Here is a 25108-nt window from a genome sequence, read left to right as displayed (position 1 = left end):
CGCTATGTATGAACAATGGATAATCGCGTTATTAATCGCACCTTTAGCAATATCACTTGCCAGTTTCGCTTGTGGCGTGACAAAAGCACGGACAATTTGTACCGCACTTCATGTTACAGGCCTTATCTTAATGTTTGTTTTCTCATTGCAAGTTATCACTGGTGTGCTTACACAGGGTGAAATCAACTGCTTTGGAAACTGGATTCATGTTGACAGTTTGTCAGCCATCTTCTTAGCTTTAATCAGCGTTGTTGGTGGTTTGGCTGGTGTTTATTCTATTGCTTATATCAATCGTGAATTTAACGAAGGTCATGTTGATCTTAAGACTTATTGCAATTACTACGGATTTTTACATCTTTTCTTCTTTACGATGATTCTATCCGTAACAACCAATAACTTAATTTTAATGTGGGCAGGTATTGAAGCAACCACCTTAAGTTCTGCTTTCTTGGTGGGAACCTATAAACAAAAAACCTCTCTTGAGGCGGCATGGAAATACATCATTATTTGCTCTGTTGGGGTAGCGTTCGGATTGTTTGGCACAATTTTAACGTTCTCTAATGGTACCAATCTTTTAGCTGATCCTAGCCAAGCGATTTTCTGGACGGCAGTTAATCAACAAGCTGGTGAGTTAAATCATGGATTGATGTATCTTGCCTTTGCATTCATCTTGGTTGGTTTTGGTACCAAGTGCGGTCTATTTCCAATGCATACTTGGTTACCAGATGCACACAGTGAGGCGCCAAGTCCTGTCAGTGCGGTACTTTCTGCTGTGTTATTGAACTGTGCTATGTTAGTGGTATTGCGTTATTACATTTTAGTTTCTAAAGCAGTAGGAGCTGATTATCCGCAAACCTTAATGTTGGTATTTGGCTTGCTTTCTACTGGTATCGCTTCCTTCTTTATTATCATGCAACATGATATTAAACGTAAATTAGCGTATCACAGTATTGAAAACATGGGCTTAATTAGCTTCGCCTTTGGCTTGGGCGGTCCAGTTGGCGCCTTTGCTGGATTATTGCATACCATCACTCACAGTTTGGCAAAAGCCTTATTATTCTGTGCTTCTGGTAACATTTTATTGAAATACCGTAGCCGTGATATTCATGAGGTGAGTGGTTTATGGCGTACTATGCCGTTCACAGCGGTGTTATTTGCAGGCGGTGCATTAGCACTGGGCGGTATGCCTCCATTTGGTATGTTTACGAGTGAATTTGCGATTGCTGTTGCCGGTATTTATGCAGGTAAAACATGGTTAATCGTTTTATGTTTGATTTTCCTAACTATCGCGTTAGCAGGGTTAACTACCATGTTGTTAAAAACGGTATTAGGTAAACCAAAAGAAGGTATTGAAGTTGGTGAGTTGAATAAATCTTCAGTTGTTGTTCTAGCAACATATTTGCTACTTCTTCTATTCATGGGGATTTATATTTCCGAACCAATTTTACAACTTTTGACAAATGCAGTGGGCATTGTGTTAGGACAACCTAATGTGTCTTTTGGTGATATGTTAGTTTTACCTTGGCAAAATTTAGCACAATGATCGACAGGAGGGATAAATATATGGAATTAACTAAAAATACATCAGTCGATCCAGCCAAAATGATTGGCAAAAATTACATTGAAGCAGTCAATGCAAAATTTCCAAATACCATTTTGGATGAGGAGTGGTCAACACCAAATCAGGTTACCCTTACCATTAAAACCAATATGTTACCTGATGTTGTTGAATACCTTTATTATCAACATGAAGGTTGGTTACCGCTGGTATTCGGGAATGATGAGCGTTCAATTCATGGTAACTATGCGGTGTACTATGTGCTTTCCATGGAAGGGGAGGTGAAAACTTTTATCACTATTAAAGCCTTAGTTGATCCTGTGAGCTTAGAATTTCCGTCTGTGACACCAAAAGTCAAAGCGGCGGTTTGGGGCGAACGTGAATTATTCGATATGTATGGTTTGAAAGCCGTCGGTTTACCAGACCAACGCCGCTTAGTGTTGCCAGATGATTGGCCTGATGATCTTTATCCATTACGTAAAGACTCCATGGACTATCGTTTACGTCCCGATCCGACAACCGCGACAGAAACATACGAATTTATTAACGAAAAAGGCGAAGCACGTATCGTTCCACTTGGCCCGTTACATATCACTTCCGATGAACCTGGACACTTCCGTTTGTTCGTGGATGGGGAAGATATCATTGATGCGGACTATCGTTTGTTCTATGTGCACCGTGGTATGGAAAAATTGGCGGAAACCCGTATGGATTACGACCAAGTTAACTTCCTGGCTGACCGTGTATGTGGGATTTGTGGCTTCACACATAGTGTGGCCTATGCTAATTCCGTCGAAAGTGCTTTGGGGATTCAAATTCCAAAACGCGCTGAATGGATTCGTGCGATTTTATTAGAAGTAGAACGTTTACACAGTCACTTATTAAATTTAGGTCTATCTAGCCACTTTACTGGCTTTGATACTGGCTTTATGCAATTCTTCCGCGTTCGTGAGAAATCTATGACCTTGGCAGAAGTGCTAACAGGTGCACGTAAAACCTATGGTATTAACCTTATCGGTGGTGTGCGTCGTGATATGTTGAAACGTCAACGTGAGCAATGTATCAAACTTATCGGTGAAATGCGTGAAGAACTCAAAACCTTAACCGATATTTTATTAAATACACCGAATATGGAACAACGTACGGTAGGTGTCGGTGTCTTGGCAAAAGATATCGCTCGTGACTTTAGTCCAGTTGGTCCAATGATTCGTGGTTCTGGCTTTGCTCGCGATGTGCGTAAAGTACATCCGTTCTCCGGCTATGGTGATATTCCTTTCAATCTCTTCACTGAAGCCAATGGTGACGTGTTATCTCGTGTGAAAGTGCGGATTAATGAAGTGTTTGAATCCATGAATATCATCGATTACATGGTGGACAATTTGCCAAGTGGCGAAATCTTAAAAGAAGGTTTCAATTATACGCCTGGACGTTTTGCTTTAGGGATTACCGAAGCACCACGTGGCGAAGATATTCACTGGTCAATGCTAGGAGACAACCAAAAACTTTTCCGTTGGCGTTGTCGTGCTGCGACTTATGCTAACTGGCCAACCTTACGCTATATGTTGCGTGGCAATACAGTGTCTGATGCGCCACTTATTATTGGTAGTCTTGACCCTTGTTATTCTTGTACCGACCGTGTCACCGTGGTGGATGTGCGTAAACGCAAAGCGAAAACCGTAGATTATAAAGAGATTGAACGCTACGGTATTGAACGTAAAAATTCACCATTGAAATAGGGGAGGCGGAAAATGTTTAAATTACTAAAAACGGTATTTAAAGCAGGTGATGTCACCACCAAATATCCGTTCAAACCTTATGAAGTCGATGAGGATTTTAGAGGAAAACCAGAACTTAATTCTGATCAATGTATTGTCTGCGCGGCTTGTACTATTGCCTGTCCAGCCAATGCCTTAACGATGAGAACGGATCCCATTACAGGCGAACGTACATGGTCGTTATTCCTTGGTCGTTGTATTTTCTGCGGTCGTTGCGAGGAGGTTTGTCCAACTAAGGCGATTCGATTATCGCAAGATTTTGAATTGTCAGTGACGAATAAACAGGATCTTTTCCAAGAAACGACCTTTGCTACAGTCGCTTGTCAGGAATGTGGTAAACCGTTTATTTCTTATAAAGAACTAAATTACACCATCGATTTATTCAAACAAACTTTGGATAATCCAGAGTTAGTGAAACGAAAATTGGCGGAATTACATACCTGTCCGGTTTGCAAACGTCAACATAGTTTAGAAAAAACCGCAAATATGGAATCCAATATGCGGATGAAATTGATCGACTTTAAGGAGCCAGTTCGCTTGAATTTTAAAAAAGCAATCGAACAACGTGAGGAAAGTGCGGTTGATTTACCTAAAGTTTTAGCAGGAGGCGAAAGACGATGAACACTCAAATTCCAATGCCGGTTAATGGTATATCAACACCGTTTAGTATTGATGAAAATATAGCCAAAATGAAACAAACATTGCTGAAAGATATTCAACGTTCAGCTTACGTTTACCGTGTGGACTGTGGCGGTTGTAATGGGTGTGAAATCGAGATTTTCAGTACTATTACGCCAACATTTGATGCGGAACGTTTTGGTATTAAAGTGGTAGCATCACCTCGCCATGCGGACATTCTCTTGTTCACAGGTGCGGTTACCCGTGCGATGCGTACGCCAGCCATGCGTGCTTACCAAGCTGCACCGGATCCAAAAATTTGTATCGCTTACGGGGCTTGCGGTTGCGGCGGCGGTATTTTCCACGATCTCTATTGTGTATGGGGTGGTTCTGACCAAATCGTACCGGTTGATGTGTATATCCCTGGCTGCCCACCGACACCTGCCGCCACTATTTATGGTTTTGCTGTCGCGCTTGGTTTACTTGATCAAAAACTTAAAGGCAAACAAGAAAAAGCCGATCCTAACGCAGAAGCTAAATTACGTTTCCCAACCATTCCGTTGGATTTGCGTATTAGTCTTGAACGAGAAGCTCGTCGTCTAGCCGGTTATCGTCAAGGTGGCAACATTGCTAACCAATTTATGGCAATGATGGCCGAAGATGATAAGGTGCCATTCGGTGTACGTTTAGGTGAATACCTAGAACGCGAAGCCGATCCGCGTTTAAGCGAAATCGTCAATCGTTTGCATGCGATTAGTATGCCGTTTTCGGGATAGTTAATTATGGGGCAAGTGATTGCCCCCTATAAAAATGGGAATGTTATGACAACGAAAGTCTTTTTCTATTTATTAAACGAACGTTTCGTCGAAAACGATGAACAAGTGCCAGAGCAAGCAAAACAGGTGATGTATTACTCTTTGGCGATTGGTCACCATGTTGGCGTAATTGATTGTTTTAAAAAATTACTGGTTTGTGACTACGATGCTTATCAACGTTTTGTAGATAGCTTTCCAGAAGGGGATGCTAAACGTAAATTTGCCGGCTTAATGCGATTCGGTGAAATCGTGATTGATTCCAGCCATGTGAATTTATTGGCGAAAGCAATGGATGAGAACAAAGCTAATTTCACACCAGAGCATCAAGAGTGGGTTGAGATCTTAATGGATACGTTAGCATCGATTCAGCGTGAACCAGTGATGTATATAATGGTGAAACGTCGTGATGAATAATGTGATCTTAACCGTTGGTAACAGCATGATGGGGGATGACGGTGCGGGTCCTTATCTCTATCAGTTATTAAGTGAAAATCCATTGCCAAATTGGACCGCACTTGACGGCGGCTCAGCCCCCGAAAATGTTGCACATATTGTGCGAGACATGAAACCCGATCTGCTTTTAATTTTCGATGCGGCTGATATGGAATTAGCGCCAGGTAAAATCCGAATCATTGAAAAAGAGAGCATTGCGGAAATGTTTTTCATGAGTACACATAATATGCCGCTCAATTACCTCATTGAACAACTGGAACAAGATATTAAACAAATTGTCTTCGTTGGTCTTCAACCGGATCTTGTTTCTTTTGGTTTTCCGATGACAGACAACGTAAAAGAGTCTGTGCAATTTATGTATGATTTTTTAAACGAGGGAAGATCGCTTGAAGAGATTCCTGTTTTGTAGAAAAAGTGAGGGGGATTTTCTAAACATATTTTAAAAATATTACGAAAACCTGTTTTATATCAATAAATCCATGTTTTTTGTAAGACTATGAACTGATTTTGGGTGTAATATATACCCAGAATTAATTATTCTAATTCTATCTCTAACCTCGTGTTGTATTAAAATAAGGACGTTACTATGGCTATTAAAAAAGTAATTACCGTATGTCCGTATTGTGCCTCAGGTTGTAAAATCCATCTTTTGGTGGAAAACAACAAAATTGTGGGTGCTGAAGGTGCAAACGGAAAAACAAACGAAGGGGAGTTATGCCTAAAAGGATATTATGGCTGGGATTTTGTGCATGATACAAAAATCCTGACTCCTCGCCTAACTCAACCGATGATCCGCTACAAACGTGGCGAACCATTCACACCAGTGAGCTGGGAAGAAGCGATTTCTTACACAGCAAGACGTCTTAGTGAAATCAAAGAAAAGTACGGTAACGAATCCATTATGGTAACGGGCTCTTCCCGTGGACCAGGCAATGAAGTGAACTTCGTTATGCAAAAATTCGCCCGTGCAGTATTAGGAAATAACAACATTGACTGTTGTGCGCGCGTGTGACACGGCCCTTCTGTAACAGGTCTGCTCAAATCGGTCGGTAACGGCGCAATGTCCAACTCAATTGTTGAGATTGAAGATACCAAATGCGTATTCATTTTTGGCTATAATGCCTCCACTTCACACCCTATTGTGGCGCGTCGGATTAACCACGCTAAAGCAAAAGGGGCGAAAATCATTGTTTGTGACCCTCGTAAAATCGAAACAGCCCGTATTGCGGATATTTATGCACCGCTTGCTAACGGGTCTAACGTGGCATTCTTGAATGCTATGATGAATGTGATTTTAGAAGAAGGATTACAAGATCAAAAATTTATTGATGAACACACCGAAAACTTCGATGCGTTCTATGAAACCGTGAAAGCTTATACACCGGAATCCACTCAACATATCACCGGTATTGAACCTGAGATGTTGCGTGAAATTGCCCGCACTTATGCGAAAGCGGAAACTGCTACTATCTTATGGGGTATGGGCGTTTGCCAATTCCGTCAAGGTGTAGAAACCGTACGTGCATTAGCAAGCTTGGCAATGCTTACCGGTAACTTAGGTAAACCAAATGTTGGTGTAAACCCAGTACGTGGCCAAAATAACGTACAGGGTGCGTGCGATATGGGTGCGTTATTCAACACATTACCAGGCTATCAAAGTTTTGCTGATCCAGAAATTAATGCAAAATTTGCGAAAGCTTGGGGCGTACCGTCTATTCCAAGCAAACCAGGTGTACCATTGAGTGAAGTACCTGAAGCGATCATGGAAGATAAAATTAAAGCATTCTATATCATGGGTGAAGATACATTACAAACTGAGCCTGATATTAATGCGGTTAAAAAAGCCTTCGAGAAAGTTGAACTTCTCATCGTTCAAGATATCTTCATGACTCAAACAGCCGCAGAAGCAGATATTTTATTACCTGCCACTTCTTGTGCTGAACACGAAGGTGTATATAGTGCTGCTGACCGTGGTTTCCAACGTTTCTATAAAGCCGTTGAACCAACCGGCAACGTCAAGGATGACTGGGTAATCATTAGCGAACTTGCTACAGCAATGGGCTACCCAATGCACTATAACAATACCAAAGAAATTTGGGATGAACTTCGTTCGCTTTGTCCAATTTACAAAGGGGCAACTTACGAAAAAATGGAAGGCTTGGGTTATATCCAATGGCCATGTACTGATGAAGGCCCTGAAGATCAAGGCACAACATACTTGTATAAAGGCCAAATCTTCGACCGTCCGAACGGTAAAGCTGAGTTCTTTGCTTGCGATTGGGAACCACCAATGGAAGATCTTTCTGAAGAGTTCCCATTGGTACTTTCTACCGTGCGTGAAGTCGGTCACTATTCTTGCCGTTCAATGACTGGTAACTGCCGCGCTCTAGCTGCACTTGCAGATGAGCCGGGATTCGTACAAATGAACGATCAGGATGCCAAGGAATTGGGCATTAAAAACAACGACTTGGTTTGGATTGCCTCATCACGTGGTAAAGTGATTTCTCGCGCAGATGTGAGCACTCGTACTAACAAAGGCGCTTGTTATATGACCTACCAATGGTGGATCGGTAAATGTAACGAATTAACCGCTGAACATTTGAACCCGGGTTCAAGAACGCCGGAATACAAATATAGCGCGGTTCGTATTGATAAAATCGAAGACCAAGCCTGGGCTGAACGCTATGTGGTAACTGAATACGCGAAATTAAAAAATCGCTTAAAAGAAACCGCACTAGTGGCTTGATTAGTGTCATAAATGAATGACGGGCGAACTTAAATGGTTCGCCCGTTTTTTATTGAATTATTTCCTTACGCATTATGAACGCATTTAGTCATCGTTATCCGTAGCTAAAGATAAACAGGAATCCGCAAGTGTTTCACTAAAGTGTAAATCATGTGAAGCAATAAGCATTGGCAACTGTAATTCGCGTAAAAGTGCGGTCAGTTTGGCGATATTTTTTACATCGAGTCCATTCGTTGGCTCATCAAGTAATAATACTTTTGGCTGCATCGCCAGTACGCCGGCTAGCGCAGTAAAATTCTGTTCACCACCAGATAAGGTATTCACAGAGCGATCTTTTAACCCAACAATATTTAGACGTTCCAACTGTTGTAATGCTATTTGATAAGCTTCATCTCTGTTCAATCCTTGATTAAGTGGACCAAAGGCTACGTCATCAAGTACGGTTGGACCAAAAAGTTGATCGCCCGCATGTTGGAAACAGATGCCTACCTTTCCACGTAGTGGCACAAAATCCTTTTCTTGTCGACATACATTATCGAACCAGCGAATTTCTCCTTGTTGGTAAGGTATAAAACCTAATAGACAGTGTAATAGGGTGGATTTCCCACAACCAATATCACCTTGTAAAAAAAGGCGGTGACCTTCAGGGAGTTCAAAAGAAAGGTTATCAATAATCACACGTTGCTCACGCATGATCTGTAATTGTTTGACTTCGAGGACGTTCATCAAGATTTATCCTGTGTTTTTTTCACATCATGCAGCTGAAAGCCACGAGCTTTTAGTGCCATTTCTGTTTTTTCTGCTTTAACAAGTGCATGAATTAATAATAATGCCACACGTTGCGCGGCGATAAATAAGGTTCTGCCATTAAGTTTTGGCTGGTAGCCACGTGCTCGCATTGCCATATCCATCTTTTTATGTACTTCACTGAACACTGAAATATAGCGCACAGTGAGAACAAATAGGTGAAGTAGTTTTTCAGGTAATGGCAAACGGCACAATGCTTGCAATAAAAGGCTCTCGTTCATATCAATTAACAAGAGTCGAGTTAAACTTAAAATTAAATTGAAACGTAGTGTGATGAGCAGTGCAAGCTGAACCCCTATTGGATTTAATGCTAAACCTTGTTCGGTGATTTTCCAGCTTAAGGTCAACCAAACAAGCAAAGTGAAAAAATTCAGTTTCAGCCAATATTTGAAATAACCGGCAAGGGATTTCCGATAGCGTATTAGTGCAATAAGTAATCCGCCGAATACGATAAGATTAAGGATAATAAGCGTTGAAATATGTGTCATTGTGCTGACGATAAGTCCACACAAAAACACATAAATTAATCGCAAGTGCGGTTGAAAAATAGCAAGGAAATTCATTTCACCACACTGAGCGCTGTTGGATACATTTTGTTTAACAATAAGACCACGCCGACACTGACGATACTGTCGATAATAAACACGGGAATATGTGATATCACCAGAAGCATAATCAGGTCGCTATAGGCTTTACCGCCATCCAATGCTAAGACTAGAGAGGCGAGCAAGGCTGAACCGCCAACGCCGATCACACCAGCACCAATACCTGCTGCAATTTGAGTGCGACGGGAATTGTCATGCTCAAGTCTTTTTGCAAAGAGCCAATGTACAAGAAGGGCAGGTAATGCCATTACGCATAAATTGACACCTAATACAGCAAATCCACCGAAGGAAAAGAGCAGAGCTTGTAGGACTAATGCGATTAAAAAAGCAGGGAAAACGGCCCAGCCAAGAAACAGGCCGGCCATGCCGTTTAAGATGAGATGCACGCTACCAATGCCTACCGGTACATGAATGGTTCCAGCAACAAAAAAAGCAGCGGCAAACAATGCTGTTAGCGGCAATTGCTGCGAATTGAGTCGTTTAAGACCAATCATTACACAGACTAATGCGACAGCTGCACTACCAAGCAATACCGGTGTATGCAACACACCTTCCGATAAATGCATATTATCTTTCCTTAGATTGCGACGCACGCGTCATCTTTGAGGCTCTAATCAATGCCCATAAGCCAAAAATACCAACAATATAGCCGATACCGCCAATAATATCGTGCAGGTAAATTTTGTCTTTTAATTTAGAAATATCTTCGCGGACCAACATCAATGCATTGTCACTGTTATTAGTGGTTTGCGCAGATACTCTGTTGGCAACAATTGAGGCTCGATGTCCTTCTTCACCTTCTACAACAACTTTAATGGCACCCTCGGCAGTGGTATTGATCGGATAGGCAAATTGCCCATCGCGATCTGTTTTGCCTTCTAACAGAGGGGAGTCCTGTCCAGATTGCAAAATTTCCATATAGGTTTCTGCCGCCGGGGTCATATCGGAATAATAAGCTTTACCGGAGACTGTGTGCCCATCATATTGTGCAAAAACATGCAAACTATGAGCCAATGCTGACGGTGCGCACAGCCAGGTGAAAAGTGCGGTTAAAAATACAGCTCTTTTCATTACTTCGCATCAAAAGTCAGCATATATTCAACACTACGTTTGTTATAGTCAGGATTGTCTTTAACCGGCTCGTCAAATTCAGCCCAGACTTTGTTATAGCCCGCTTTAGGAGTGAATTGTGCAATACCTTTTTCATTGGTTAAGTTGAATGGGTGATCTTCGCCTAAACCAACTTTGATGCCTTGCACAGGTTTACCTTTTACTAACACGAGAATATCGAGTGGTTGTCCCGCTTTCGGTTCACTTTGTGGGATCAATTCATAATCCATGTTGTGTGATTTATTTGCTTGCGCATCCCAGTGTAAAATCGCTTTGCCGAATTTGACTGGATTAACACTGAGTACAGCTTCAGGTGCTTGCTGTTTGGTTTTTTCGACATATTTACCGCTTGGCAATTTCGACCAAACACCATTATCAAAGCGAATAAATGCAATTGCAGTTTCAGGGGCGGCAAAGTACGCTTCGCCTTGCTTGAAGGTGACCTCAGCATTTTGTAATTGGCCTTTGGCATTGAGTAGGCGTATCGCTTTTAATTTGCTTTGAGGATAGGTTTCAGTTTCCTCATGACCAAATTTAACCACATATTGCCCTTTTGCATCCTTAGCAGGCTCCAACCAAACATTATGTGCATTAGCGAGTGAAGCACCGAATAGTGCAGTAATAAACAATGCTGTTTTTTTCATGGAAGTTCTCCTTTTCTAACATGTGAATACTGTGATAAAGTATAAAATATGAAGTAACTTCAGAGTCAAGTGTAATTTAATAAAAAATGAAAATTGGTCAATTAGCCAATATCGTTGGCTGTACGGTGGAAGCTGTACGTTTCTATGAAAAGCAAGGATTAATCGAACCCGCCAAGCGAACAAGTGGTAATTTTCGCGTTTATACGGAAGAGCATTTGAAACAACTTTCTTTTATTTGTTATTGCCGCAGTTTGGATATTTCACTAAAAGAAATCAAAATGTTGCTGAATCCGCAATGTGCTACTCAAGAGCAAGAAAGAGAAATCAATAAGCTGCTAGATCGACATATTCGAGAAGTGTCAAAACGGATCCATGAATTGGCTCACTTACGAATTCGCTTAATTCAGCTCAAAGGTAAATGTAGTCACTTTGAGCAAAACAATGATTTAATGAATACCTTGTTGCAGCATAGTGGCATTAATTTTGTGCCGTTGAAATAAAATATAATGCCAACACGGGTGAAATATTGAAACATCAGAAAATGAATAGTAAAAAGAGCAGAATTAAAACATACTGCTTTTTATCCTAAGGAGAAAATCATGCACGAAATGTCCCTCTGTCAGAACATGATGGAAATTATTGAACAGCAACAGAAAAAGCATGACATCCATGAAGTGACAGATATCTGGCTAGAAATTGGGGCACTGTCTTGTGTCGAGCAAAGTGCGGTTGAATTTTGCTTTGAAATTATGCGTAAAGATACCGTTGCTGAAAATTGCCAGTTACATTTTATTCATTTGCCTGCGATTGCTTGGTGTTGGCAATGTCAAAAGGAAGTAGAGATTGAGGCCTATCAGGATTGCTGTCCACATTGTCATAGTGCATGTTTACAACGTCGAAGCGGCACAGAATTTAGAGTGAAAGAAATCGCCGTAAAATAGCATAGTATTTTAATTGATTAGAATGTCGTCTGACTTTTGAATATAAAACACGCTAACTGATTGATAGTATGCGTTTATCCCTCTTCAAAGAATATATTTAACATTGAGAATATGGTATTCTAACGCACATGAATTACCATAGATTCTAAGTATTTACAGAATAAACGAAAAATTATTGAGGTGACTTATGTGTACAACCTGTGGCTGTGGCCATCCAGACCAAGTCAGAATCGGTGAATTACCGCATGTTCATAATGATTCCAACGCGCAACATGCAACAAAACTACCTAATTTTTCTCACTCCTCCTTCCGCATGCCAGACTCTCCACAACAAGATGAAACTCAGCAACGATTACTGAAAGTAGAACAAGATATTCTTGGCGCCAACAATCAATTAGCCGATATGAATCGTCGCTTTTTCGCGAATCAACATATTTTGGCACTTAATCTTGTTTCAAGTCCAGGTTCAGGCAAAACAACTTTGTTGACGACCACATTAAATGCATTAAAAAATGACTATCCTTGCTATGTGATCGAGGGCGATCAACAAACAGAAAACGATGCGGATCGTATTCGTCAAACCGGTGTGCCGGCGATTCAAGTTAATACAGGCAAAGGTTGTCACTTAGATGCACAAATGATAGGTAATGCATTGGTGAAATTGCAGCCACAGGAAAATAGTCTGATGTTTATTGAAAATGTCGGAAACCTAGTTTGTCCGTCAGAATTTGATTTGGGTGAGCATGCTAAAGTGGTGATTTTATCCGTGACAGAAGGTGAAGATAAACCGCTAAAATATCCACATATGTTTGCGGCTTCGAAGTTAATGATTTTAAACAAAGTAGATTTACTGCCGTATTTAAATTTCGATGTGGAAAAATGTATTGCTTATGCGAAACAAGTGAATCCAACAATTGAGGTTATCCAGTTGTCTTCTCAAAGTGGAGAAGGGTTACAGCAATGGCTAGACTGGTTAAAAGCGCAAGAACGATAGGAGCATCAAATGCAGTTTGTTGATGAATTTCGTGATCCTGAACTGGCTAAAAGTCTGTTGCAGCGGTTACAAAAAATAATGGAAAACCAACCGCACTTTACGCCAGAAAATCCGTTATATCTGATGGAGGTCTGTGGCGGACATACTCATACCATTTTTAAATTTGGGCTGGATCGCTTATTACCCAAAAGTATTGAATTTATTCACGGTCCAGGCTGCCCTGTGTGTGTATTACCGATGGGGCGAATTGATGTATGTATTGAGATTGCTCGTCGTCCAGAAGTCATTTTCTGTACTTTCGGTGATGCCATGCGAGTACGCGGACGTTTAGGCTCATTATTAGAAGCCAAAGCACAGGGCGCAGATGTTCGTATCGTTTATTCGCCGCTCGATGCATTGAATATCGCATCAAATAATCCAGATAAAAAAGTCGTGTTCTTTTCACTCGGTTTTGAAACAACCATGCCGAGTGCTGCAATTACCTTGCAACAAGCGAAAAAACAGCAGGTAAAAAACTTTTTTGTGGTATGTCAAAATATCACTATCATCCCAACATTACACAGCTTATTGTCACAAGGACAAGTCAAAATTGACGGCTTTCTTGCACCAGGTCATGTAAGCATGGTGATTGGTTCTGAACCTTATCAGGAATTGTGTGATACCTACCATAAGCCTTTTGTAATCACTGGTTTTGAGCCTTTAGATATCCTACAAGCAATTTTAATGTTGGTGACACAGATTGTTGAAAAACGCTGTGAAGTGGAAAATCAATATAAACGTATCGTACACCAACATGGCAATGAGTTAGCACAACAGGCAATCAGTGAAGTGTTCCGCTTGAAAGCCAACAGTGAATGGCGTGGATTAGGCGAAATTGCAGAATCTGGAGTAGAACTAACAGATGATTATCAATGCTTTGACGCAGAAGCGCATTTTGCTTGTCAGCCACACCAAGTTGCTGATGATCCTGATTCTCGCTGCGGTGATGTCCTGATCGGAAAATGTAAGCCGGCGGATTGCCCATTATTTGCTAAAAAATGTAATCCTGACAATGCTTATGGTGCATTGATGGTGTCTTCCGAAGGGGCATGTGCGGCCTATTATCAATATAGACGGGAATAAAACAATGACTGATTTTATTACAATGGCACACGGAAATGGTGGTGCCACAATGCAAGAGTTGATCCGCGATTATTTTGTCGAGGCATTTGATAATCCAATACTTTCACAAGGCGAAGATCAGGCTCGTATTGCTTTACAAGAGTTAAATGCTTTAGGTGGAACATTGTCATTTTCTACCGATAGTTTTGTGATTGATCCGATTTTTTTCCCTGGTGGCGACATTGGTAAACTCGCCGTATGTGGTACCGCTAACGATGTAGCGGTGTGCGGTGCCGTACCTAAATATTTATCCTGTGGCTTTATTTTAGAAGAAGGCTTACCACTAGAAACCTTAAAAAAATTGATCCAGTCTATGGCAAAAGCCTGCCATTCAGCTGGTATTCAAGTGGTAACAGGCGATACCAAAGTAGTACAAAAAGGCGCAATAGATAAAGTGTTTATCAATACAGCAGGTATTGGTGTGATACCAAATGGACTCGACTGGGGCGTGCATCGCATTCAACCAGGTGATCAGATAATCGTGAGTGGTACTTTAGGTGATCATGGTGCAACCATTTTGAATTTACGCGAAAATCTTGGTATTCAAACGGATTTACGCAGTGATTGTGCTGTGCTTGCACCGCTCATTGATTGTATTCGTCCGATTGAAGGGGTGAAAGCTGTACGCGATGCGACCCGTGGTGGTGTGAATGCGGTACTTCACGAATTTGCACAGGCACAAAAAGTAGGGATTCAAATTGATGAAACGGTATTACCAATTCGTCAGGAAGTACGTGGTATTTGCGAATTACTCGGTTTGGATGCATTAAATTTTGCTAATGAAGGCAAATTGGTGATTGTGGCGGACAAAGAAAAAACAGCTGAAATTCTGACCGCACTTCGTCGTCATCCATTAGGTGAAAATGCGACCGTAATCGGCGAGGTAACGACTGACGGCAAAGTTCGTGCAGTTGGTCTTTTCGGTCAAAGTCGTTTATTAGACTTACCACGCAACGAACCTTTACCACGCATTTGTTAAGCAAAAACCGGTTTAATGTTAAATTAAACCGGTTTTAGTTTGTAAATTGATATGTGTGAGAAGAGTGCTATTTTTTCCAAATAACGTGGAATTCACGATCTTCTTCTCGGTGTGAAATTAAGAATTTCGCAAACACATCATCCATTTCATCTTTCTCATTTACTAATCCGACCCAAACTTCAGCAAAAGCCTCAGGATCGATTAACACCCCAATTTCTTGTTCCCAATCATCGGCAGTTTCGACAAACTCGACTGCACCACGATCTTCAAATTGCAGATTGAATAGCATAATATCAGCGGGATCGAGATTTTCGCCTGCCATCTCTAAGAAAATATCATAAGCAAGATCAATCGCTGCATCTGGATCGAGTTTTTGAATATCAGTTGTCATTGGGTTTTCCTTCATCAAGTCAATTGTGCGTATGATACCGCAAGAAATAGAAAACAAAAAGTGCGGTCAAATTCATCTATATTTTGCTTATAGTAGTTAAACCTCAACTCGTTTTCCTATATCTTTCAAATTAGAAAATTGCTCGAGTAATCGAGGTGCATCATCAAGGCTAATCGCAAATGTCCAAAGATAAGTAATCACTGCATAAATATGCCCAGCTTGCACTCCTTTAGTTGTAGCTAAATTGACGACAGTGACGCCAAATAAAATAGCTGATGCGATGCCAATCCATAAATAACCGCTTGCTTCACGATTAGATAAACGGATACGTAAATGAGCAAGCCAGTCATAATGTTTATTTAAGTGATAATTACTTTTTTGTTCAATTACGTTGACTTCTTTTTCTAACCGATCGTTAAGCTTTAAATAAAGCAAATCATTTGTTTTTGAGTATTTAGGTAATAAAAGACCAAAAAATACCAATATTAGACAAGCCGTTATGCCTGACCAAAATTCTAGCCACAATAGCATTATAGCCGCACCAATGATGGAAAAACTCGACATAATTAATGTTGGTAGATGTTGTTCAAAAAAGTCCACGAATTGACGTGATAATGCTACACGAGCAGTAATTGCTGAGGTATTTAATCCTTTCTCTCGTTGGTTAATGATAACCGGCACAGCAAGCTCTGCATAAATACGAGCAAAACTACGAGTATCTACTGCACGGCGAGCTGCACCAATTCCCCAAATAATAAGAACTAAAAGGGAATAGCTAAGTGAAAGCAAGACATCTCCATTCATTATTGCATTAACAGCAAAGCCCCCAAAAACGGGATAAGTAATAAAGAAAATGTTCTCTAATGTGACCAAGCTGAAAGTGAAGAAAAGTCGTTTTTTGTTGTTTTTGGCGATTGATTTAATATTTTCTATCGCATTTGAAGTTATTTTAGTCATAAAGATATAGTCCAATAATTTACTAAATTGCATAAATTATAGTCTCAAAAGTTACTAAAATAAAGTAAATTTTAAGACTATATTTTTATGATTGAAATGATAGAATAAGACAAACAGAGAAAGTTGAGGGATAGAAATGAATAATTTTAATTTGCTTGGTAAACACATTTCAGAAATTGATGAGGTGCTGGAAACATGGATTGAGCAGAAATTTTCACTTAATTACAATCATTTTGCAGTGCTTTATTGTTTAGCGGGAGCTGAAAATGGACAATGCACGCAAAAGCAAATTTGTGATGAATGGTATATGCCAAAACAAACCGTGTTTAATATTTGTAAAGAATTTCGAGAAAAAGGCTGGATTGAATTTTATCCGAGTTCAACAGATAAACGTGAAAGGATTATGCAATTAACAAATGCAGGTAAATTGCAAGCAAAACCGGTTTATAGCGCGACGACAGAAATGTTTGAGAACGCATTTAATATATTTGGAAAGCAGAAATCTTCTCAACTTTTTGCATTAATGTCTGAATTTTCCCAAATCTGTCGAGATGTAATGAATAAATAAAAGGTGCGGTCAAATTCGCTGTTGTTTTTGACCGCACTTACTTTTAGTTGCCGTAACTAGCCCGTATTTCGCATACCTGCGGCAATACCTGTGATGGTAATCATCAGGGCTTGTTCTACATCAGGGCTTGGGTTTTCAGGCGACTCACGGAAACGACGAAGCAATTCCACTTGAAGGAGGTTGAGCGGATCCGTATAAACATTACGTAATGCAATAGAATCGGCGATCCACGGCAAGTCAGCCATTAATTCATCTTTGTGAGAAAGCGAAAGCACGGTTTTAATATCCGCATTGAGTTGATTACGCAGATTTTCACCTAAGTACCAAAGCTCTTTTTTCACTAAGTTATGATCATATTGCTCAGAAAGCCAAGTGTCAGTTTTACTGAACACCATTTCTAACATGCCCACACGAGTAGAGAAGAATGGCCAAGCTTTACACATTTCTTCAATAATATGACCTTTGCCTTCATCTACAATTTTTTGAATTGCTGCACCCGCACCAAGCCATGCTGGTAGCATTAAGCGATTTTGCATCCAAGCAAAAATCCATGGAATAGCACGCAAGCTTTCCACGCCACCATTTGGATTACGTTTTGCAGGGCGAGAGCCAAGTGGCAGTTTAGACAGTTCTTGTTCCGGTGTGGCACTACGGAAATAAGGCACGAAGTCTTTATCACCACGAACGACACTACGGTAAATGTCGCATGAAGTAGCGGAAAGCTCATCCATCACAGTACGCCATTCTGCTTTGGGTTCTGGTGGTGGAAGTAAGTTTGCTTCCAAAATCGCGCTCGCGTAAAGATCAAAGGTTTCAACCGCAACTTCGGGTAAGCCAAGTTTAAAACGGATCATTTCCCCTTGTTCAGTTACACGTAAACCATTTTTGAGTGAGCGCGGAGGTTGAGAAAGTAATGCCGCATGTGCAGGCGCACCACCTCGACCGATTGTACCACCACGACCATGGAATAAAGTGAGCTCAATACCTAGTTCTTCGGTTAAGTTGACTAATGCTTCTTGTGCACGATATTGTGCCCATGAAGCCGCCATCATTCCCGCATCTTTAGCTGAGTCAGAATAACCAATCATCACCATTTGATGATTGTTAATTACGCCACGATACCAACCAATATTAAACAATTGACGCATGACACCTTCAGAAGCATCTAAGTCATCTAAGGTTTCAAAAAGTGGCACGACAGGAATGTGATAAGGCACGCCTGTTTCTTTTAATAATAAATGCACAGCAAGCACATCAGAGGCACTTCTCGCCATTGAAATAATATAGCAAGCAATCACGCCTTGTTTTTGTTGAGCAATGACTTTGCAAGTATCTAAAATTTCTTGGGTTTCAGCAGATGGCTCCCAATGGGTTGGAATTAATGGGCGACGAGAATTTAACTCGCGTACTAAGAAAGATTGTTTTTCTGCTTCGCTCCATTGTGCATAATCGCCAATGCCAAGATAACGGGTAATTTCAGCAATGGCATCTGTATGACGGGTACTTTCTTGACGGATATCCATTTGTGAAAGGGTAACGCCAAAACAACGAATGCGGTGCAAAATATCCAATAAAGATCCATTGGCAATAATACGCATGCCACACGCCATTAATGATTGATAGCAATCATAGAGTGGTTCCCAAAGTTGATTATCTTCCATGATGATATCCGCTTGGCTTACGCGTGGCGGACGATTTGCTAGACAATCATCAAAGTAATCAAGAGTGGCGATAAGTTTTGCACGAAGCGCTTTGACTGCAAAACGATAAGGCTCTAAATGTTCACCATATTTTTCGGTAAATTCTGGCGTGCATTTCACCATAGATAATTCATCGGCAAGAGATTTAATGTCATTTAAGAATAAATCTGCCGCTTTCCAACGAGCGAAATAGAGTACTTGTTGCGTGATTTTTGAGGTGACAAATGGGTTACCATCACGGTCACCGCCCATCCAAGAAGAAATTCGGACAGGACGTAAGCCCACCGGTAAATCGTACCCCAAAAATTCACGAGCATGTTCATTTAATTGACGTAAGAATTCCGGCACCCCTTGCCATAGGCTGTTTTCAATCATGGCGTAGCCCCATTTTGCTTCATCGAATGGGGTAGGGCGAACAGTACGGATTTCATTGGTATGCCAAGCTTCAGCAATTAAACGAAGCAACAGACGTTCAATAATGCCGCGTTCTTTCGGTGTTAAGTCATCATGCTCTAATTTGCTTAAGCATTTATTGATCTCAACATGTTTATGGACTAAAGAACGACGTGTAGTTTCGGTTGGGTGTGCCGTTAATACAAGTTCAATGAGTAAGTTTTCAACAGTTTTATAAACCTCTTCTTTTGAGGCATTTTGTTCTTTTAAACGTTGAAATAAAGCACTTAATGAACGATTAGAAGATTGTAAATCTTTATGTTGGCGAGAGACCGTTTGGTATTGTTCAGCGATATTCGTCAGATTAAGAAAATGGCTGAATGCACGCGCAACGGGAATAATGTTTTCGTTAGAAATGGTGGAAAGGGTATCCAACAAGGTTTTACGTGCTTGGCTATCGCCTGCTCGAGATTGTTTGGACAATTGGCGAACATTTTCAATTAAGGTGAGAATGTCTTCGCCTTGTGCATCATTAATGGTTTCTCCAAGAAAACGCCCTAACATATTAATATTATGGCGGAGAGTGCGATACTCATCAGTCATATAAACTCCGATAAAAAAAAATAAAATAAAACCAGGAGAGATATAACCAAAAATATGTATCGGGATCAAATGCTATACGTCGAAAACTTGCATTAAATCAAAAAAGCTGAAAATAAGTAAAAAATGACCGCACTTTTTTAGATAAAATTCAAAGTGCGGTCAAAAAGTTTAATGTTTATTCAAGTGTACGAACTGATTTTCGTAGTACTAATTCTGGATGGATCGCAATACGATGTTTTTCGTGATTGTCGTTATCTTTATTCGCAATACGTTCAAATAAGAGATTCACTGCCTGTGCACCTAAACGCGACTTCGATTGGTGAATCGTTGTGAGTGGCGGTGCATAGAAACGTGATGAGTGAATATTGTCATAGCCAATAATCGAAATATCATCAGGCACGCGCAAGCCTTTTTCCGTAATTGCGGAAATTGCACCTAATGCCATCACATCATTACAGCAGAAGACAGCAGTAGGTAGGCTGTCTTGTGAAAGGATCTTGTTCATGCACTCGTAACCGTCTTCTGGCTCAAAGAAACCTTCCATAATCCAATTTTCATGAATTGGCAGATTGGCTTCATTCATGGCTTTCACAAAACCTTCATAACGGGTTCTTGCGGTGGTTTTATCTAATTCCCCCGCAATAAGACCAATGGCTTTATGACCACAATCAATTAAGTGCTTAGTGGCAATATAACCGCCCGTAAAGCTGTTATCTTCAATGATATCGGTATCAGCATTAGGGCCCCAATCCATTACCACCATAGGTAAGGAAGAGAAACCTGAAAGCACATCAAGTGAATGTTGCGTATATTCAGAACACATCACCAATAAACCATCTACGCGTTTTTTGGCGAGCATTTCGACGTGATTTTTAATTTTTTCAGGATCATTTTGTGTATTACACAAAAAAAGTGAATAACCTTGACGATAACAATGATCTTCAACGGCATGAATGATTTCAGCAAAATAAGGGGATTCACTGGTGGTAACAATCATCCCAATAGATTTTGTCGTATTGACTTTCAAACTCCGCGCAACAGCACTTGGTGAGTATTTCAAGCTTTTAATGGCTTGCATCACCGCCTCTTCGGTTTCCTTTGCTACAAAACGGGTTTTATTAATTACATGGGAAACTGTGGTGGTTGAAACACCAGCCATTTTCGCGACATCTTTAATTGTTGCCATAATTTTGCCTCTAGAGAATTTTTCCCATTATAAAGACTGTCGCCAAATAGGTTAAGCAAATTATAAAAAATTTTTGAAAAAACGTACTTTATTGTTAGAATGGGGTATCTTTAACTAAACAAGTGGGAAATTAAAATGAGTGATTTTGGTTATGCAATGTTAGCTGTAGTGCTTTCTTTAAGTGTTGTAGTAGGTTTAGCAACTGCAATTTTCTAATTGAAAGAAATAACATATTAATCCATTTAAAATAGACCGCGCTTTAAGCATTTAAAGTGCGGTTATTTTTTTAAGGCTTTTTAAAGTTGTGCTAAAAGCCATGCTATTGGACTATTTCTTTAGTATAATTTGCAACTATTTCCGTTTGTTGTAATCAAAATACTGCAAAAACCAAATTTGAGATAATTATGAATAAATATTTGATTTCACTAGATAAAGATGTTCAGCGTCGTGAGCTGTTTTTTGCTCAACCGGATACAGCAGATTTCGTTGTCTTTTCAGCGATTAATACCATGCAAAAAGAGTGGGAAGAATTGGCAGAAGTATTCAATCCAACGAAGTTTGAACAGCATTATGGACGCAACGTCACAAAAGGCGAAATTGGTTGTACATTAAGTCATCTAGCGGTTTATCGTCAGATCGTAGAAGATCAAAATGTGACGGAAAATGACTATGCATTAGTCTGTGAAGATGATGCGTTATTTAATGCTAATTTATCACCAAAAACGATCGCACTCTTAACCGAAAAATGTGATGCGGATATTGTATTAATCGGGCAGTCAAAAATTGCTGAATTTAATGATGTGGAATTAGAAATTAATTATCCAACCACTTTTTCATTCTTACGCCAAACTATTGGTGATGTCACCGTAGCTTATCCGTATAAAAGTTATTTTGCGGGTACGGTGGCATACTTAATTAAAAAATCAGCAGCGCGTGCATTTTTACAACAACTCGAACAAGAAAAACCGTTTTGGCTTGCTGATGATTTCTTGCTATTTGAAACCCAATTCCAGATTAATAACAATGTGGTTCGTCCGCTTGTAGCCATTGAAAATCCACAATTAGTGAGTAATTTGGAAGCGATTCGTGGTTCAAAATCTAATAATTTAGTGAAGAAATTAATTAAATATCCACTCAAAAAAATCTTAGCAGTGAAAAAGAATTTAGGAAAATAACGTAAAAATGACCGCACTTTTTAATCTTTTTTATCTTTACGATCCTTGGCTGTTTCATGTTGTACGAATGTCATTCGTCGCAGGTTTAGCGGCATTGATTGTATTGGCTTATCAGTATTTTAAAAAGCAGAAACCACAAGGTATCACTGTACCAGTGGATAGTTTAGTCGTTATCATTGGGCTGATTGCATTTAGCGTGATTCCACTTTTAGTCAATGGTACGCGAGATTTTTCTGTCATCACCATGTATGTGAAAGAGCTGATTTTATTTATCTTCGGCGTGGGACTTTATAATGCCTTCTATGCCAATGTAAATGGTCAACTGAAGGTGGTGCGTGATTTACAACTTGGTGTGGTGGTGCAGTTTGTTGTGGGCATCATTGGCTTGCTTGGCGCATCATTTATGATCGATTTCTTGCTTTCGACCAATGCGGTGTTGCCTGCACGTTTTTATGGTTCAGAGCAGGAATATCGCTTATATAACATCACCGCAACCGCCTTTTTTCAATTGAGTTTATTCTATTTAATGCTGTTGCATTTCTTACTGGCTTACAACGCTAAACATAATACACTTCCAAGTATTTTAGTGTTTTTTATGCTATGTATCGGATTAATTTCAGGACGCACATTCCTTCTGTTATCCGTCGTAAGCATTTTAGTGTATTTCAAATGGCGTTATGTCCCATCACTCATTGCATTTGCTATTTTGGTCTTGTTATTGGCGTATTTCCTACCAGAAAATCCTTATGTGGCACATGCTTTAGAGCCCGTGATTAATTTATTACACGGTGCAGGATTTGTCAGTTCGTCAACAGATACCTTGATGAAAAACCACCTCTTTATGCCTACACTCAAGCAGTTCATTTATGGCGATGGTATGTATATGACAGGTGAGTTAGAAGTTGGTCGTTATTATGGACATACAGACTCTGGTTTCTTACGCCAAATTCTTTATGGCGGCGTGTCTTATGCTTTAGTGTGTTTTGCCGTGACATTCTATTTTGTACGCAAAGTTGCCTTAAACTGGTTTGATGGTAGCTGGAAATTTATCCTTTCTGCCTTTGTGATTTTAGCGTTCTGTAATATCAAAGCAGACACCTTTGCTTTCCCGGGCATTATGTTTGTCATGCTGATGTTCTTATCGCTTTTTGGCACTCACGGTAAACAACTTATTTTATTTAAACAAAAGGAGCCGAAAGATGTTTAGTATCATCGTGCCTTCTTATAATCGGAAAGAAGAAATTCCTGCGTTATTGGAAAGTTTAACCAAGCAAACCACTTATAATTTTGATGTGGTGATTGTGGATGATTGTTCTAAAGAACCCGTTGAAGTGACACAATCTTATCCATTTGCAGTTAAAGTTATTCGTAACGAAACCAACCAAGGGGCAGCAGAAAGCCGTAATATCGGGGCAAGAAATGCCGATAATGATTGGTTGTTATTCCTTGATGATGATGATCGTTTTGCAAATGATAAATGTCAGAAATTAGCCGATGTGATTACCGAGCATGCTGATGTTAACTTTGTTTACCATCCAGCTAAATGTGAAATGGTGAATGAAGGCTTTAGCTATGTGACCAACCCAATTGAGCCACAAGAGATCAGCGTTGAACGAATTTTACTGGCGAATAAAATTGGTGGTATGCCGATGATTGGGGTGAAAAAAGATCTGTTTTTAAAAATTGGCGGATTATCAACCGCACTTCGTTCATTGGAAGACTATGATTTCTTGCTGAAACTTGTGCAAGATCCTACGTTTAAAGCGTGTAAAGTAGCAGAACCATTAACTTATTGTACGTTCCATACTAAGCGTTCTAGCGTATCAACGGATACGACTAATACGCAAAAAGCGATTGATTATATCCGTGAAAATTATGTGAAAACGGCAGAGCAAGAAAAGAATTTTGCCATCAACGCACAATATATGTTGGCTTACCCACATATTATGAATTTATCCCGTAAAGCGGCTTTTTACTATTTTGAAATTTTTAAATTAACGAAAAGTATTAAGCAGCTAATTATTGCCTTTGTGGTTTTAATTTCACCTAAATTGGCAATTAATTTGAAACGGTTTATGTAGATAACTTATTAGATAGAGAAGTATGAAATTTTCAGTTTTAATGTCCTTATATATTAAGGAAAATCCACAATATTTAAGAGAATGTTTTGAAAGTTTAGTGGCTCAAACCCATCCTGCAGATGAGATCGTATTGGTGTTTGATGGTGTGGTAACGCCAGAATTAGAAGCCGTGGTTGCTGAATTCGAAACCAAATTACCCTTAAAATTAGTGAAGTTGCCAAAGAACTTAGGCTTAGGCAAAGCGCTCAATGAAGGATTAAAACATTGTTCTCACGATTGGGTCTTTCGTATGGACACAGATGATATTTGTGTGCCTGAGCGTTTCGCGAAACAAGTGGCGTTTATTGAACAACATCCGGATACGATTATTTTCGGTGGGCAGATTGCTGAGTTTGGCGAAAATATTCAAGACATCGTGGCATATCGTAACGTGCCGACTGAAGCACAAGATATCGTTAAATTTACGCAAAAACGTTGTCCGTTCAATCACATGACAGTCGCGTATCAAAAAAGTGCGGTCATTAATTGTGGTGGATATGAAGATTTACAGGAAGATTATTACCTGTGGATTAAGCTTGTAGCACAAGGTCAAAAAGTGGCAAACTTGCCGGATATTTTAGTTTATGCTCGCGTGGGCAATGGTATGGTAGGGCGTCGTCGTGGTTTAAACCAAGCCAAGGCAGAATGGCGTTTGTTTAAATTGAAGCACCGCTTAGGTATTCAAGGCTTATTTTCTGGCCTATTCACCTTTGCCTTGCGTTCAGGTTCTCGCTTATTACCAACCTCATTATTGAAAGCGGTTTATAACCAATTTTTACGCAAATAATGCGATATTTTGATAATTAAAA

26 protein-coding genes are annotated in these 25108 nt (G+C 40.0%); 17 read left to right on the top strand and 9 right to left on the bottom strand.

Features of this window, described 5'->3' with window-relative positions; genetic code table 11:
• The first annotated feature begins 4 nt into the window (after positions 1-4).
• The 7 genes from PARA_RS09040 to fdhF all read left to right on the top strand — a co-directional run bounded on the left by PARA_RS09040 (position 5) and on the right by fdhF (position 7965).
• The gene (locus PARA_RS09040) at positions 5-1543 is read left to right on the top strand and encodes a hydrogenase 4 subunit F (protein WP_014065501.1); all 1539 of its coding nucleotides are present in this window, start codon (positions 5-7) and stop codon (positions 1541-1543) included.
• Positions 1544-1563: 20 nt separating this feature from the next.
• Positions 1564-3294, top strand: coding sequence for an NADH-quinone oxidoreductase subunit C (locus PARA_RS09035; protein WP_014065500.1), 1731 nt, complete (start codon positions 1564-1566; stop codon positions 3292-3294).
• Between the two features lie 12 nt (positions 3295-3306).
• Entirely contained in the window at positions 3307-3954 is a 648-nt protein-coding gene (locus tag PARA_RS09030; RefSeq protein ID WP_014065499.1) for a formate hydrogenlyase complex iron-sulfur subunit, read from the top strand.
• Entirely contained in the window at positions 3951-4727 is a 777-nt protein-coding gene (locus PARA_RS09025; protein WP_014065498.1) for an NADH-quinone oxidoreductase subunit B family protein, read from the top strand. The genes PARA_RS09030 and PARA_RS09025 overlap by 4 nt, the downstream gene beginning before the upstream one ends.
• A 45-nt stretch (positions 4728-4772) precedes the next feature.
• Entirely contained in the window at positions 4773-5180 is a 408-nt protein-coding gene (locus tag PARA_RS09020; RefSeq protein WP_005696265.1) for a formate hydrogenlyase maturation HycH family protein, read from the top strand.
• Positions 5173-5628 carry a hydrogenase maturation peptidase HycI gene (gene hycI / locus PARA_RS09015; protein ID WP_014065496.1) on the top strand — a complete coding sequence of 152 codons (456 nt, stop codon included), beginning with the start codon at positions 5173-5175 and terminating at the stop codon, positions 5626-5628. Before PARA_RS09020 ends, hycI begins: the two co-directional genes overlap by 8 nt.
• Positions 5629-5811: 183 nt before the next feature.
• Entirely contained in the window at positions 5812-7965 is a 2154-nt protein-coding gene (fdhF, locus tag PARA_RS09005; protein WP_080557657.1) for a formate dehydrogenase subunit alpha, read from the top strand.
• 84 nt (positions 7966-8049) lie between these two features.
• Here fdhF and PARA_RS09000 read toward each other — a convergent pair whose 3' ends face one another.
• From PARA_RS09000 to PARA_RS08980, 5 genes are read right to left on the bottom strand one after another with little or no spacing between them, the layout of a single operon-like run.
• A complete protein-coding gene (locus tag PARA_RS09000) occupies positions 8050-8691 on the bottom strand; it encodes an energy-coupling factor ABC transporter ATP-binding protein (RefSeq protein ID WP_014065493.1) in 642 nt (213 codons plus the stop codon).
• Positions 8691-9335, bottom strand: coding sequence for an energy-coupling factor transporter transmembrane component T family protein (locus PARA_RS08995; RefSeq protein ID WP_014065492.1), 645 nt, complete (start codon positions 9333-9335; stop codon positions 8691-8693). The genes PARA_RS09000 and PARA_RS08995 overlap by 1 nt, the downstream gene beginning before the upstream one ends.
• Positions 9332-9943 (bottom strand): cobalt transporter CbiM, encoded by a 612-nt coding sequence (gene cbiM / locus PARA_RS08990; RefSeq protein ID WP_014065491.1) that lies wholly within the window; start codon positions 9941-9943, stop codon positions 9332-9334. Before cbiM ends, PARA_RS08995 begins: the two co-directional genes overlap by 4 nt.
• A 1-nt stretch (position 9944) precedes the next feature.
• Positions 9945-10448 carry a hypothetical protein gene (locus tag PARA_RS08985; protein ID WP_014065490.1) on the bottom strand — a complete coding sequence of 168 codons (504 nt, stop codon included), beginning with the start codon at positions 10446-10448 and terminating at the stop codon, positions 9945-9947.
• On the bottom strand, positions 10448-11131 hold the full coding sequence (locus tag PARA_RS08980) for a DUF4198 domain-containing protein (RefSeq protein WP_014065489.1): 684 nt from the start codon (positions 11129-11131) through the stop codon (positions 10448-10450). Before PARA_RS08980 ends, PARA_RS08985 begins: the two co-directional genes overlap by 1 nt.
• 86 nt (positions 11132-11217) lie before the next feature.
• Here PARA_RS08980 and PARA_RS08975 point away from each other — a divergent pair, with 86 nt between their 5' ends.
• The 5 genes from PARA_RS08975 to hypE all read left to right on the top strand — a co-directional run bounded on the left by PARA_RS08975 (position 11218) and on the right by hypE (position 15206).
• Entirely contained in the window at positions 11218-11631 is a 414-nt protein-coding gene (locus PARA_RS08975; RefSeq protein ID WP_014065488.1) for a MerR family transcriptional regulator, read from the top strand.
• A gap of 99 nt (positions 11632-11730) precedes the next feature.
• Positions 11731-12072, top strand: coding sequence for a hydrogenase maturation nickel metallochaperone HypA (gene hypA / locus PARA_RS08970; RefSeq protein WP_014065487.1), 342 nt, complete (start codon positions 11731-11733; stop codon positions 12070-12072).
• A 187-nt stretch (positions 12073-12259) separates the two neighbouring features.
• Positions 12260-13066 (top strand): hydrogenase nickel incorporation protein HypB, encoded by an 807-nt coding sequence (gene hypB / locus PARA_RS08965; RefSeq protein ID WP_041918275.1) that lies wholly within the window; start codon positions 12260-12262, stop codon positions 13064-13066.
• Between the two features lie 9 nt (positions 13067-13075).
• Positions 13076-14188 carry a hydrogenase formation protein HypD gene (gene hypD / locus PARA_RS08960; RefSeq protein WP_014065485.1) on the top strand — a complete coding sequence of 371 codons (1113 nt, stop codon included), beginning with the start codon at positions 13076-13078 and terminating at the stop codon, positions 14186-14188.
• Positions 14189-14192: 4 nt separating this feature from the next.
• A complete protein-coding gene (gene hypE, locus PARA_RS08955) occupies positions 14193-15206 on the top strand; it encodes a hydrogenase expression/formation protein HypE (protein WP_014065484.1) in 1014 nt (337 codons plus the stop codon).
• A 67-nt stretch (positions 15207-15273) separates the two neighbouring features.
• On the opposite strand, the gene PARA_RS08950 is transcribed toward hypE, so the two are convergent.
• Together PARA_RS08950 and PARA_RS08945 are read right to left on the bottom strand one after the other, a co-directional pair.
• Positions 15274-15597: an HI1450 family dsDNA-mimic protein gene (locus PARA_RS08950; RefSeq protein WP_005697650.1), complete on the bottom strand. Its 324-nt coding sequence runs from the start codon at positions 15595-15597 to the stop codon at positions 15274-15276.
• 96 nt (positions 15598-15693) lie between these two features.
• Positions 15694-16587, bottom strand: a complete 894-nt coding sequence (locus PARA_RS08945) for an ABC transporter six-transmembrane domain-containing protein (protein WP_014065483.1) — start codon at positions 16585-16587, stop codon at positions 15694-15696.
• A 103-nt stretch (positions 16588-16690) separates the two neighbouring features.
• Between PARA_RS08945 and PARA_RS08940 the strand changes: the two genes are divergently transcribed.
• Positions 16691-17122, top strand: a complete 432-nt coding sequence (locus tag PARA_RS08940; RefSeq protein WP_014065482.1) for a MarR family winged helix-turn-helix transcriptional regulator — start codon at positions 16691-16693, stop codon at positions 17120-17122.
• 56 nt (positions 17123-17178) lie between these two features.
• Here the strand turns inward: PARA_RS08940 and ppc are convergent, their stop codons facing one another.
• Both ppc and purR read right to left on the bottom strand, forming a co-directional pair.
• Positions 17179-19818: a phosphoenolpyruvate carboxylase gene (gene ppc, locus PARA_RS08935; RefSeq protein WP_014065481.1), complete on the bottom strand. Its 2640-nt coding sequence runs from the start codon at positions 19816-19818 to the stop codon at positions 17179-17181.
• A gap of 175 nt (positions 19819-19993) precedes the next feature.
• A complete protein-coding gene (gene purR / locus PARA_RS08930; protein ID WP_014065480.1) occupies positions 19994-21004 on the bottom strand; it encodes an HTH-type transcriptional repressor PurR in 1011 nt (336 codons plus the stop codon).
• A gap of 404 nt (positions 21005-21408) precedes the next feature.
• Here purR and PARA_RS08925 point away from each other — a divergent pair, with 404 nt between their 5' ends.
• From PARA_RS08925 to PARA_RS08910, 4 genes are read left to right on the top strand one after another with little or no spacing between them, the layout of a single operon-like run.
• Positions 21409-22179, top strand: coding sequence for a glycosyltransferase family 25 protein (locus tag PARA_RS08925; protein WP_014065479.1), 771 nt, complete (start codon positions 21409-21411; stop codon positions 22177-22179).
• Positions 22180-22186: 7 nt separating this feature from the next.
• On the top strand, positions 22187-23386 hold the full coding sequence (locus tag PARA_RS08920; protein ID WP_014065478.1) for a hypothetical protein: 1200 nt from the start codon (positions 22187-22189) through the stop codon (positions 23384-23386).
• Positions 23379-24260 carry a glycosyltransferase family 2 protein gene (locus PARA_RS08915; protein WP_014065477.1) on the top strand — a complete coding sequence of 294 codons (882 nt, stop codon included), beginning with the start codon at positions 23379-23381 and terminating at the stop codon, positions 24258-24260. The genes PARA_RS08920 and PARA_RS08915 overlap by 8 nt, the downstream gene beginning before the upstream one ends.
• A gap of 22 nt (positions 24261-24282) precedes the next feature.
• The gene (locus PARA_RS08910; protein WP_014065476.1) at positions 24283-25086 is read left to right on the top strand and encodes a glycosyltransferase family 2 protein; all 804 of its coding nucleotides are present in this window, start codon (positions 24283-24285) and stop codon (positions 25084-25086) included.
• The last annotated feature ends 22 nt before the right edge of the window (positions 25087-25108 follow it).

It is taken from the genome of Haemophilus parainfluenzae T3T1 (assembly GCF_000210895.1).
GTDB lineage: Bacteria > Pseudomonadota > Gammaproteobacteria > Enterobacterales > Pasteurellaceae > Haemophilus_D > Haemophilus_D parainfluenzae_A.
Note: the sequence above shows the minus strand (reverse complement) of the source record. Positions and strands in the feature narration are given on the sequence as shown.